This window comes from Streptomyces fagopyri (genome assembly GCF_009498275.1).
Lineage (GTDB): Bacteria > Actinomycetota > Actinomycetes > Streptomycetales > Streptomycetaceae > Streptomyces > Streptomyces fagopyri.
In genome coordinates, this window is record NZ_CP045643.1 from 8,846,826 (window position 1) to 8,858,268 (window position 11,443).

An 11,443-nucleotide genomic window follows, 5' to 3' on the forward strand; every position below is an offset into this window, starting at 1 on the left:
AGGCGCTCTCGCGAGCCGTGCTGGCATCGTATGAACCATGGCAGCGATAGACGACACATCCGAACCTGACAGCCCTGTCCGCAGCGCCTATCCACCCCTGCTGGAGGTAGCGTGGCTGTATCAGGCGGATCAGGTGAATCCGGAAGACCTGCCGATGACCGCTGCCCCGGCACTCGCAGTGGGAATGGACACGCCGGCCCTGTGCGAGCTCGCCGGCCTGCCGCGTCATGCGGACCCCCGGGACATCCGCGACACATTCGAGCAGGCTCTCGAAGAATTGGGGATCATCCTGCCCGATCACCACATGGCCCGGCGATACGCGCTGGGCAGGCTGGCCACGCGATTCACCGCCGGGGAGGTGGATGTTGCCGAGTTGGCATCGGACGAGTGGTCGGATATGGAGGTCGAGACCGCTGAGGAGCAGGCATTCGTGGTGCTCCTCCCGCCGTGCTCGTGCTGCATCGACTACACCCTGGGGCTCGACGAGGCGGCATGGAAAGCGCAACTGCAGATCGCGGCCTTTGCCTTGGTCTCGCAGCCCACGGTCGGGCCGCGCTTCTGACGCACGGGGTCAGAAGGCGTTCTGGCGCAACATCTGGGTCGCGATCGCGGTGGGTCACTGAAGCAGGATCATCTTGCGGAGGAGTTCGAATCCGGCTCGGCCATAGAGCTGCCGCTTGATCTTCTTGATGCGATTGACGGCGCCCTCGATGCTGCCGGAGCTCCAGTCGAGAGTGAGCCCGGCGGTCACGGCGTCGAGGTCTCGGAGCAGGTGGAGTGCGAAGCCTGTGAGGCCGGGCAGCTGGCTGGCGTCGACTGCGTTGATCCAGGTGGGGAGTGTGGAGCCGAGGCGGTCGGTGAGTATCTCGCCGAAGTCACGGACGTGTCCGGCCGCCTTGTCCAGTTCAGGGCAACGGGCAAGGACGTCCCTCAGGGTGGCACGGTCTTCGTCATTCAGGGCCCTTCGTCGGCGACGCACCCCCCGGCCTCCCGTGCCGACAACCTGGCTGTTGCCCAGCACAGTGACAGCCGCATCGCCCCGGTCAGCCACTCGATGAGCCAAAGGGGATGCGGTCCCATCACGTTGACCATCACCCACGCCGGGTCGTACGCCGCGCTGCGCGGATACTGCGGCAGCGTCAACCGCGCGGCCAGCACACCGGGTTCGACCACCGGCGACGCCCGCAGTGAGATCCGCCTACCGCCGTCGCCCGTCGCTTCCGGCTTCCGGGCGACGACCCGTGCGAAGCCCAGCGTCTGCCCCGCATCCGCCCGCAGCAGTGCGACGACCCCGACCGTACGCTCCGTGGGATCGGTCTCCAGCACCGCCTCTTCCCAGGCGAGCCAGTGCGCTGCGCCGTCCGGAAGGAGGTCCGCACGCTCGACGTCCACCTTCCCCGAGGACTCCCACAGACGCCACCACCACTGCGGGGTGTGGAAGCCGTTGCACTCCCAGTCCCACCAAGGCGCGAGGTGCTCGGGCGCGTGTCCGTCCAGCTCGCGTGTCACACCCGGCGTGACGACGCCGATCTGCCGGCCAGTCCGGACGAACCGCAGCAGGGACTGCAGGAACCAGTGGTCCGCGCCGAAGTGCTCGTCGGCGTCGACGCACACCACCGCGTCGAAGTACCCCTCGGCGAACTTCAGGTCGTGCGCGTCGACGTGCAACGGGACGACCGAGTCCTCGACGCCGGCCGCGCGGATCCGCTCCCAGTCCTGGGACGGGTCGATCCACAGGTCTGCGGCGGTGACGTGGACGCCGTACTCGCGGGCGAGGAATACGGGCGTCAGGGCGCGCCCGCAGCCGAGGTCGAGGACGCGCATGCCGGGACGGAGGTCCATCGCGGCAGTCAGCTCCTCGACGAGCCACAGGGCGTTGGGCCCCATCTGGTTCTCGAGCACCCAGTCGGCCGGGTAGGCCGGGGCGCACTGCTCACGGCAATACGGGTCTGAAACTTTGTGAGGTCAAACGAAGAGTCGCTCATGGCGAGAAAGGTTCCTTGTCGGGAGAGATCAAGGACCCGAAGAACTGAACGGACGAAGGGACGCGGCGTCAGCCCCGGGACCTAAAGGCGGGGGTGATGTCATCGAGGTGGCGGTGTGGGACACCGACCCGGTGGTCCCGGTGCTCTCGGTGCTCCCGATGGCGCGGGCGGCGGGTCCCGGGCGGCTGGGTCAGCATGGTCTGGAGATCGTGGTGACTGTCACTCACGGTTTTGAGCCGCGGCGGGAGGCGGTCGGTAAACGCATCACCGCCCGTATCCCACTCACCGGCGAGGCTCGCTGCAGGCTCGCCGAGAGACGGCCGTGATGCGCCAGTTCTATGGCTGGTGTGCGGTTTCGGGCCGCGTCGGTGGGGATGGCGGCTGTGCCAGGTTGACGGTGTAGTGCCAGAAGGGTCGTACAAGCAGTGCGCCGACGATGACGACGATCATGCAGAGCAGCGAACTGCCTGTCCACGCGACACCGAGACCGGTGGCGGAGGCCATGGCGCCGGCACGTAGGTCCCCGAGGCGCGGACCGCCGGCGACGACGACGGTGAAGACGCCTTGCAGTCGGCCACGCATGGCGTCTGGTGCGTAGGTCTGCAGAATCGTCTCGCGGTAGACCGCGCTGACGAGGTCCGCCGCTCCGGCAGTGGCCAGCAGGGCCGCGGCTGCGAGGAGGTGGTGGACGGTGCCCGCGAGGGCGATGGCCGCCGCCCAGGTGGTGACGGCGATCGCCAGCGCCCGGCCTTGGCGGCGCACTCGTCCGATCCATCCGCTGAACAGCCCCGCTGCGACCGACCCGATGGCGATGGCCGAGTACAGCAGTCCCACTCCTCCGCCGAAGCGAAGCTGTGCGGCTTCCGGGAACAGGGCGGTCGGCATGGCCATCGTCATCGCCGCGATGTCGACCGCGAAGGACATCCAGAGCACGGGGGCGGCGGCGATGAACCGCAGCCCCTCGAAGACCGAGCGCAGCCCGCCGGTGCGGGCCCCCGAGCCGGTCGGCAGGATCGGGGGCAGATTCATGGCCGAGTACAGCAGGACGGAGAACAGCACGGCGTCGGCGCCGTAGGCCCAGCAGTAGCCGCTCGGCAGCGAGATCAGGAGGCCCGCCACAAGGGGCCCGGCGACCTGCCCGACATTGCCGGCGGTGAAGTACAGCGTGTTCGCGGCGGGTACCAACGGAGTGGGAACGATGCGGGGGATGATCGCGCCCCGAGCGGCGGACGACACGGCGAAGGCGCCGGCCTGGAAAGCGACGAGGGCGAGGATGAGGGGCACCGAGCGCAGATCGGCGAGCGCCTGGAGCAGCAGGGCGAGTGTGATCGCCCAGGTGAGGCAGGCTGACGTCAGGTAGAGCGTACGGCGGTCGAACCGGTCGGCGATGGCGCCGCCGTACAGGCCGAAGACCACGAGCGGGGCGAGGCCGGCCAACCCCGTCAGTCCCACGGATAGCGACGACCGCGTCAGCGCGTACACCTGTACCGGGATGGTGACGCTGGTGACCATGGTCCCGATGTATGCCGCGCTCTGCCCGATCAGAAGGCGACGGAAGACAGGGTGCGCCAGCGGGCGGGTGTCGAGGGCGGTCGCGCGCAGCCGGGAGACCAGCCGGGCCTTCAGCGCCGGCGGGGCCGTGGGGGGAAGATCGCGCGGGGTGGGGGATGTTGTGGGCATGGCCACCACGCTGGCAGGACCGCGCGGTGCACCGCTTCCGTTATTCTGCCGTCCTATATCGGAAAACAGCCAGACGGAGAAGACGGCGGAGCCCAGGGACACCTCGCATGCCCATCTCGCGGGTGAGGTCATCGGCCGGCACCAGCATGGCTATCACCAGCTTCTCTACGTCAGCGCCGGTGTGCTGGCGGTGCAGACGGGCGAGGCATCCTGGGTGGCGTCCAGCGCGCGCGCCGTGTGGATTCCGGCGGGCATCTGGCATCAGCACCGGGTACACGGGCACAGTTCCGTGCACACGCTCGGATTCGCCGCCCACGACGTCCTGCTGAGGTCCCGCGCCCCGGTCGTCGTGGCCGTGGACACCCTGGTGCGCGAACTGATCATCGCGTGCAGTGAACCGTCCCTCCCGCAGCAGGAGGCACGCCACCTGCGCGCCGTCCTGCGGGACCGGCTGCGGCGAGCACTCGTGGAGCCATTGACGCTGCCCACCCCCAACAACTCCCTGCTGCGGCAGGCGTGCGCGCTGGTGGCAGGCGATCTGCGGCAGCCGCGGACTGCCGCCTGGCTCGCGCGGAGCATCGGCGTGAGCGAGCGCACCCTGGCCCGGCTGTTCCGGAGCGAGTTCGGCATGACCTATCCACAGTGGAGGACCAACGTCCGGGTGTTCCACGCCATGGTGCTGCTGGCGGAAGGAGCAAGCGTCAGTGAAACGGGACGCCAGTGCGGATGGGCTACGACCAGTGCGTTCATCGACACGTTCAGCCGCACCATGGGCCAGACACCGGGAACTTATCGCCTCGCACCTGGCGGGTGAATTCCCAAGCCAGGCTCCGTGAGCCCAAGACCGACTCGACATCGAACAGCACCGAGGAGGCACCCCCGCGTGTCATCGCCCGCATCCTGCGGCGAATCCTCGCAATAACCGCCGCGATCCGGCACAACGACTACACCCGACAGCCCGTCCTGCGCTCGCTGACCGCCTCCGGCCAGTGACCCCTTGGAATTGATCATCTAGTTGGCCGCGCGCGGCGCCCGGCTCGCAGGTCTGGCGCGAGTGCCTTGCATTCCTGTCTTCGAACCCCCGTGAGCGGGACAGTACGAGACCCCAGACCTCTTCGGCCCGGGGTCTCTCTGAGGTCTGTGGGGATCTCCGGCCGGTTCAACGACCTGCCGGCCTGGAGCGTCACGCCCACTGGACACCGGGTTCCCCGGAACACGGAAATACTCCTCAGGGAACCGGGCTGTTCGGCTGTCGCGACCGCGTGTGCAGCCGTCGCCATCGGAGTTGATCCGCATCGCGTGCCGTCGTGGGAGCCGAGCCCTTGGGCCAGCCCGGTCCGGGGCTCGGCCGGCGGTTTGACGCCGGGCAGTCCCGGAACGACTGGAGCAATCCTCTCCTGGTGGCCACCAGCCGGGGAACTGGCCATCACACAGATGTCGTACCCAACGCAGCACGGCCTGTGGGCCGGTGTCACGATGCCGATGGGTGTCCTGCCACGCACTGCACAGTCACCAGGGCCCCCCCTTGCCGTGTGCAGTCACCCCGTTCCCCGAGCCGGCCGCGCACGGCCCCCACACCATGGCGAGCCCGCCGCCGCGGAACCGGGCTGCCAACTCCCCGCCAGGCGCGCGTTGTTCACATCCAGCCCCCCGGCGCAGTGAAAAAGTCGCGAACCGGGCGGCCCGGTGGTGCGGACGCTGATGCTGCTCCTGTTGCTGACATAGACGCTGACATAGCTGCTTGCACCCGCTGTTGCACAGGCTTTTGTAAGGAGGCAAGGAATCGGCTGGTCAGACCCACGGGGACGCGTGGTGTGGGGTCTGGCATCCCCCTCAGTACTCTCCTTGTCCCGTCCCTCCCATCTGGTCGGGACGGGACAAGGAGCGCGCCTCGGGGCATCGGGGCCCTCAAGGGGCGGGGCTGCGCGTCGGCGGCGGCCTCCGCGCTCCGGAAGGCAGTGCCTGCCACAACCGTTGACCGGTCGGGCCAGGGCTCTACCAGCGTGCAGCTGACACCGGTGGCGTCGGACGCGACCGGCGGGTGGGTCGTCCTCGCGCGGGTGGGGGCTCTGCGGTCGAAGGCGAAACGCCTGGTGGAGCCCTGAACCTGCGGTCACTCCAGGACGACTTCCACGGTGTGGCCGTCGCGGTGCCGGAGCCGGACGGACCACTCCACGGCCGGTCGGTCCGGCACCCCCTGATGTCATGGAGGATGTCGCCTTCCGCCGCTAAGGGGTCGGAGGCGGGTCTGCCGAGCACCTCCCGCGGCGTGTACCCCAGGTCTCCCGCGCCCCGCCGGACCAGCCCTGGACACCACCGTGGACGTCCAGGGTGGCCGTGGCGGCCATCACCGCGCCGTGGAGCGCGGAGGCGCTCCGTATCCCGGTTCTCTCCGGCGCAGTCATCCGCGTTCCCCTCGCGAGACGTTGTCGCCCGTTCATTGTTGCTCGCCCGAGAAGGCGTGGCGCGGGGTGCGGGACACGGGAGGGATCGCCCGACCTGGTGGTGCCGGTCCGTGTCGCCGGCCGGACCCATCCCGATCACGCGATGCCCCTGGTTCACGCGCGAGCTGGAGGGAGGGAACGCCTACGCGCGGGCGTTCGGACTGTTTTACTCGGAGTCCAGGTGCGGGAGGCGCAGACGATGGCGAGAACACCGTGGGGCAGACGTCGGCTCGATCGCCGGCTCAGGGAACACTGGCAGCGGGCGACGGGCCACAAGGACTGGGGTGACGACAGGATCGGCACGCTCCTGGAAGGTCTGGGTCTCAGCTATCCGAGTGACCTTGAGGTCCGTCGTCTGGCGGCCATCCCGCCGGGCGTCGAACTGCGCGCGACCGAGGTCGAAGAGGCATGGAATCAACCGGATTCACCCTTCCGACACGTTCACATCACCCTGGGTCTGCTCGAGAGCCTGAATCGCGTGGGCCTCGTGCACATCACCAAGGACGACGACGGCGGGAGGTGGCTGACCGTCCCGGAGGGGCTGCACGAGCGCTTGAGGTCGCGCTGGTCGGCGGGTGAAGAGGCCGATTGGCACGAACAGCTCGTGCACAACGCCTTCCTCCTGCTGAAACCCGGTGACCCGTGGTGGTCTCTGCCCGCCGGCGCCGGATACTGGTGGCGGCATCTGGTGTGGCACTTGCGGTACTGCGACCCGGCTCAGGCCGCCGCGCTCGTGACGTTTCCAGGCTGGCAGATCGCCAAGATCCAGCGGTTGGGCGCACAGAGCCTGCTGGCCGATCTGGCCCTGGTCGACTCCCCGGAGTCCAGGGAAACCGCTTCAGTGATCAACGAGGTCATGGGTGCGGAGGAGCACGGCTCCCAGCTGGATCCGGGGAAGCGGGCCGAGCTGCTGCGAGCCCTGAGCCCTGGCCCCGTGCCGCTCCCGCGAGCGGACGCGGGCCATCACGCGGGCCAGCAGAAGTCCGCCGTCGCCGGGCAGCCCGGTGGCCGGCAACTGTCGGCGGTCCGTGGCGTGTTGCAGCTGCCGCGGTCCACATTCGGCTTCGCTCTGTCACCGGACGGCACATGGCTGGTGGCGGTCGGAGACGGCGGGCTCGTCAACGTGTACGACGTGGAGACCCAGGACCTGCGACGGGTGATCCGTAGCCCGTACGACAGGCTCTACGACTGCGCCGTCTCCCCGGACGGCAGTTTCATCATGACCAGCGCGGTAGGCGAGAAGGCGCAGGCATGGGACGCGGTCAGCGGCGAGGAGAGGCTCCCCTTCAAGGTCGGTACCGTGGGTGAGTCCGTGTACGGTCCGGACGGCATGTGGGTCGCCTACAACAGCTTCACGGGCAGTTTCGTCGACCCGCTCACCAACGAACGCCGGGGAACGAAGCCCACGTCAAAGGGGATGTCGCATCTGGCGCTCGCTGCCGACGGATCGACCCTGGCCACCCGCGGCCGCGACAGTCAGGTCCTGCTCTGGGACCCGCGTTCCGGCCGACTGCTCGCGAAGTTGCCCGACCAGCCGCACTCGGTCCACCGGATCGGTCTGGCCGGGGACGGCTCATGGATCGCGGTCGGCGGACCGTACGACCTCCGGGTTCTGGAACTGCCCGGCAATCGCGAGCGCTTCACGCTGGAGCAGAACGGTACGCGCTTCGCCACCACCGAAAACTGGCTGGCCGTGCCTGCCGCCAGACACGTGCAGATCCGGTCGACCCGCACCGGTGAGCTCCTGGACACCCTTGAGGCCCACACGGACGTCGTTCTCGACTGCCGCACATCACCCGACCGAGAACACCTCATGACCTTCGACCGCAGCGGCACACTCATCGTGTGGGACGCGGCAGCCATCGTCCCTTGACACTGCGTCTCGCCCCGCCCACCCGAACGCGCGCCCCGCCGCTCGGTCCAGCTGTGATTGAGGGGTTCGCAGTTGGCGTGGTGCTCCTGCTGGAGGTTCGTCGCGTCCACGACCGTGCGCCGGCCCGACGCGAGCGTGGGTGGGGTGTGAGCTGTGGTGTTGATGATCGGACAGCACTGGGGATGGACCTCCGCCCGCAGCCTGGCCCTGGCTCTGGTCACGGTCGCTCTGGGAGCTTTGCTGCCTGCGGTCGAGCGACGTGCTGCAGCCCCCGTCCTGCCTGCAGCCATGCTCGCCTCCCGCACCGTGGTCTTCGCCTCACTGATCGGCTTCGTCGCCCACGCTGCCATGTTCGGCGTGCTCGTCTACCTGCCCACCTACCTGCAGATCGTGCACGGCGCCTCCGCCACCTTGTCCGGCGTGCACATGCCTCCCCTGGTCATCGGCCTCGTCATCAGCCAGTCGCTTGCCGGGCGTTGGGCCGCAAAAGCCTCCAGGCTCCGGATCATCCTCGTCACCGGCCTGCTGCTGAACGCCGCCGGTCTCCTGCTCCTCGCCACGGTCAGGGGCACCACGTCGACGGCGCTCCTGACGTCCCCGGTGCCACGATCAACGAATGGCTATGACCAGCCAATGGTCGTTGACCGGCACAGCCGGAGATGGTGCTCACCTCTGTGATACCTCGTAAGCCTCGCGGATGGACGCAGGGATACGCCCACGATCATTTACGAGATAGCCGTTGGTGCGTGCCCAGAGGCGTATCCGCTCGTCATCGGGACGCGGATCGAACCTACGGGGTCTAGCGGGTCTGCCGGGGCCTCTCCAGTCTCCCGAGGAGATCCCTTCCAACCGGTCCGCTGCCTCTTGGAAGAAGGCGAACAACGAGGCGTATACGCCCTCTTCGGGGAGGCGGGCTTCCGCCCAGGTTCCGATGGTTTCGTTAAGCGTGTCGAAAAACGTCCCGTAGAGGCCGTCGCGCTCCGCGGTAATGGGTACCCGCTCGCGATGCCAGAACGGACAGTCGAGCTCTGCGGACGGCTGGGTCTCCTCCAAAGTCATCTGGCTGAGGTAGACCCGCTGAATGTCCGTATCGGGCCAAGGAGAAGGTGGCCGCCGGGGATGGCCATCTCGCAGCCGAACGCGACCAGACACGATTGGTCGTCGGGTTGCATGCCAGCATCGATGTCGTTCGTCAGCAGCCACTGCCGCATCTCCCTTGGCAGGTCCAGCCCCATGCGCAGTCCGGCTTCCCTTATGGCTGCATGGCTCCCCGGGCCGCCGAGCGGCGCGAGAGTTTCAGGGTCGTTGCGTTCAAGCCACGTGGCTATCCGGACCCATGCCTCTCGCATGTGTCCTGACTCGCGCATGGGAGTTCAGGTCATGTGCGATCTCCACTCGGGCAGGATGCACACATATGTGGAACAGGCCGTCCCGTATCGCTGGTGTGCAGGGAGGGTTGCCCGGTTTCCCGGACTGCGAAGTTTGTTCTATTGGTGAGGCGACGGCTGCTGGTGATCCATCGGAGAACCGAATGCGGGACCACTGGCAGTGCCTGACGCAGAACGCGCTTCTGTAGACCATCTGCGGCAAACAGCTCGCCCCCTGGGCATGTTACGAACTTCGAAAGCGCTCCCTAGTGGGGTGTGGTGGTGATGTGGGCGGTGAAGACGGTGGTGTTGTTTTGGGTGGCGGTGATGTGGGTGGTGTGGGTGCCGGTGGGGGTGGTGGTGTCGGTTGTGGTTTCGGTGTCGGCTGCGGTCCTGGTGTCGGTGGTGGTGTCGGCTGCGGTCCCGGTCCCGGTGGTGGTGTCGGCTGTGGTGGGGGTGTGGGTGGTGGTGATGTAGGTGGGGGTGTGGTGTTCGGTGTAGCGGTGGAAGGTGGCGTGGAGGGTGGTGAGGTGGGTGGGGGTGGGGTGGGTGTGGGTGTGGGTGGCTTGGCGGGCGGCTTCGAGGAGGACCATGCCGGGGATGTGGTCGGTGGTGTGGTCGAAGAGGATGGGGTGGTGGGGGTTGGGGGTGAGTTGCCAGGTGTGGGGTTGTGGGGTGGGGGTGAGGACGAGGTCGAGGGGGAGGTGGCGTCCGTAGGGGGTGGGGTCGGTGGGGTTGGTGGGGTTGGTGGGTGTGGTGGGTTGGGTTTGGGGGGTGGGGGTGGGTTGGGTGGTGTGGGGTTGGCGGAGGCGTTGGTAGGTGGTGGGGGTGAGGCAGGTGAATTGGCCGCCGCCGGTGGCGGTGGTGTGGCCGTCTCGGGTGATGGTGATGTGCATGGTGAAGTCGGCGAGGCGTTTGCCTTTGTAGCGGAGGGTGGTGCAGGTGGCGGTGAGGGTGAGGTCGGTGGGGGTGGGGCCGATGGTGAGGTGTTGGGGGTGGGTGGTGAGGTGGATGTTCCACATGAGGAAGTGGTGGTCGAGGGGGACGCCGAGTTCGGCGTGGGCGAGGTAGAGGCCGGTTTGGCGGATGGTTTCCGCGGCTTGGAGGGGGTCGTGGTGGGTGTTGTCGGGGGTGGTGTAGAAGGTGTGGGTTCGGGGCCATTGGGCGGTGAGGGTGTAGTGGTTGTCGCCGGTTTTTTCGCTGCCGGTGAGGAAGACCTCGGCGAGGCTTGAGCGGTGGACGTATTCGCGGGGGACGGTGGTGGTGAGGCGGGGCATGGGGGTGGTGGGGGCGGGGTTGGGGTTGGGGGGTGGGGTGGGTGTGGGTTGGGGGGTGGGGTGGTTGTCCTGGTGGACGGTGAGCAGGGTCATGGGTGTCTCCGTTGCGCCGTTGGGTGGGCTGGGATCGACCGTGCAGGGTCATAAGATACGAACCTACCGGTTTTCTTTTCAAGGGTGGGCGGGGAATTTCGCGGGCGGTGGTCGGGTGTGGGGTGCCGGGCGGCCGGGGTGTGGGGGTCGGGGGTGCGGGGCGTGCGGGGTGGGGATCTTTCCGGGTAAACGGGGGGTTGTATTCCGTTCTGGTGGTGTCTTCCGTGGGTGCGGGGTGCTGTGCGAGGCTCGGGGTCGGCGGTGTGCCGGGGGTGGGGTTCTCGCGGGTGGTGGGGTGCGGGGCTATGGTGAAACCGGCTGAGCGGTTTGGTTCGGGTGCTGTTTTGGGTGGGTGCCGGGCTGTGCGGTGAGGTGGGCGGCGGGGGTGCCGGCGGCGTCGGGAGGGTGCTGCGGGCGGTGGTGCGGGTGGGCGGGTGCCGGCGAGTGCCGGCGGGTGCGGTGCTGGTGGCGCGGGGGGCCGGGGGTCGGGGGATGCCGGTTGGGGGGTGGCTGTGCGGGGGGCCGGGGGTTCGGGGGTGCGGGGGGTGCGGGTTGGGGGTGGCTGTGCGGGGGTGTGGAGCGGGTGCGCGAGCTCTCCCCCGCCTCGGCCTGCCCCGCCCCGCCCCGTCTCGCCCTGCCCCGTCTCGCCCTGTCCCGCCCCGTCTTGCCCTGCTTTGCCGCGCTTCGACCTGCCGCGCCCTGTTCCGTCCGGGCCGGGGCGGTC

General features: G+C 68.5%; 8 protein-coding genes and 2 pseudogenes. 5 read left to right on the top strand and 5 right to left on the bottom strand.

The features are described from left to right. The first annotated feature begins 37 nt into the window (after window positions 1-37). A complete protein-coding gene (locus GFH48_RS38800) occupies window positions 38-562 on the top strand; it encodes a hypothetical protein (RefSeq protein WP_194280804.1) in 525 nt (174 codons plus the stop codon). Window positions 563-616: 54 nt separating this feature from the next. On the opposite strand, the gene GFH48_RS38295 is transcribed toward GFH48_RS38800, so the two are convergent. From GFH48_RS38295 to GFH48_RS38305, 3 genes are all read right to left on the bottom strand, one after another. Beyond that, a complete protein-coding gene (locus tag GFH48_RS38295) occupies window positions 617-979 on the bottom strand; it encodes a transposase (protein WP_407698689.1) in 363 nt (120 codons plus the stop codon). Next, window positions 955-1,902, bottom strand: a complete 948-nt coding sequence (locus tag GFH48_RS39990) for an SAM-dependent methyltransferase (RefSeq protein WP_407698690.1) — start codon at window positions 1,900-1,902, stop codon at window positions 955-957. The genes GFH48_RS38295 and GFH48_RS39990 overlap by 25 nt, the downstream gene beginning before the upstream one ends. A 419-nt stretch (window positions 1,903-2,321) precedes the next feature. Then, window positions 2,322-3,665 carry an MFS transporter gene (locus GFH48_RS38305; RefSeq protein WP_153292619.1) on the bottom strand — a complete coding sequence of 448 codons (1,344 nt, stop codon included), beginning with the start codon at window positions 3,663-3,665 and terminating at the stop codon, window positions 2,322-2,324. Here GFH48_RS38305 and GFH48_RS38310 point away from each other — a divergent pair. The 4 genes and pseudogenes from GFH48_RS38310 (at window position 3,664) to GFH48_RS38325 (ending at window position 8,660) form a co-directional block, all read left to right on the top strand. Beyond that, a complete protein-coding gene (locus tag GFH48_RS38310) occupies window positions 3,664-4,479 on the top strand; it encodes a helix-turn-helix transcriptional regulator (RefSeq protein ID WP_153292620.1) in 816 nt (271 codons plus the stop codon). The genes GFH48_RS38305 and GFH48_RS38310 overlap by 2 nt on opposite strands. Window positions 4,480-4,510: 31 nt before the next feature. Next, a pseudogene (locus tag GFH48_RS38315) lies at window positions 4,511-4,658 on the top strand (IS982 family transposase); the annotation flags it as partial. Window positions 4,659-6,308: 1,650 nt separating this feature from the next. Then, complete coding sequence (locus tag GFH48_RS38320; RefSeq protein ID WP_153292621.1) at window positions 6,309-7,982, top strand: WD40 repeat domain-containing protein; 1,674 nt, start codon at window positions 6,309-6,311, stop codon at window positions 7,980-7,982. A gap of 162 nt (window positions 7,983-8,144) precedes the next feature. Then, window positions 8,145-8,660 carry an MFS transporter gene (locus tag GFH48_RS38325; protein WP_407698736.1) on the top strand — a complete coding sequence of 172 codons (516 nt, stop codon included), beginning with the start codon at window positions 8,145-8,147 and terminating at the stop codon, window positions 8,658-8,660. On the opposite strand, the pseudogene GFH48_RS40255 reads toward GFH48_RS38325, so the two are convergent. Both GFH48_RS40255 and GFH48_RS38335 read right to left on the bottom strand, forming a co-directional pair. Continuing rightward, window positions 8,649-8,834: pseudogene (locus tag GFH48_RS40255) on the bottom strand (Lsr2 family DNA-binding protein); the annotation flags it as partial. The gene GFH48_RS38325 and the pseudogene GFH48_RS40255 overlap by 12 nt on opposite strands. 781 nt (window positions 8,835-9,615) lie before the next feature. Continuing rightward, window positions 9,616-10,719, bottom strand: coding sequence for a ScbA/BarX family gamma-butyrolactone biosynthesis protein (locus tag GFH48_RS38335; RefSeq protein ID WP_153292623.1), 1,104 nt, complete (start codon window positions 10,717-10,719; stop codon window positions 9,616-9,618). Window positions 10,720-11,443: the final 724 nt, after the last annotated feature.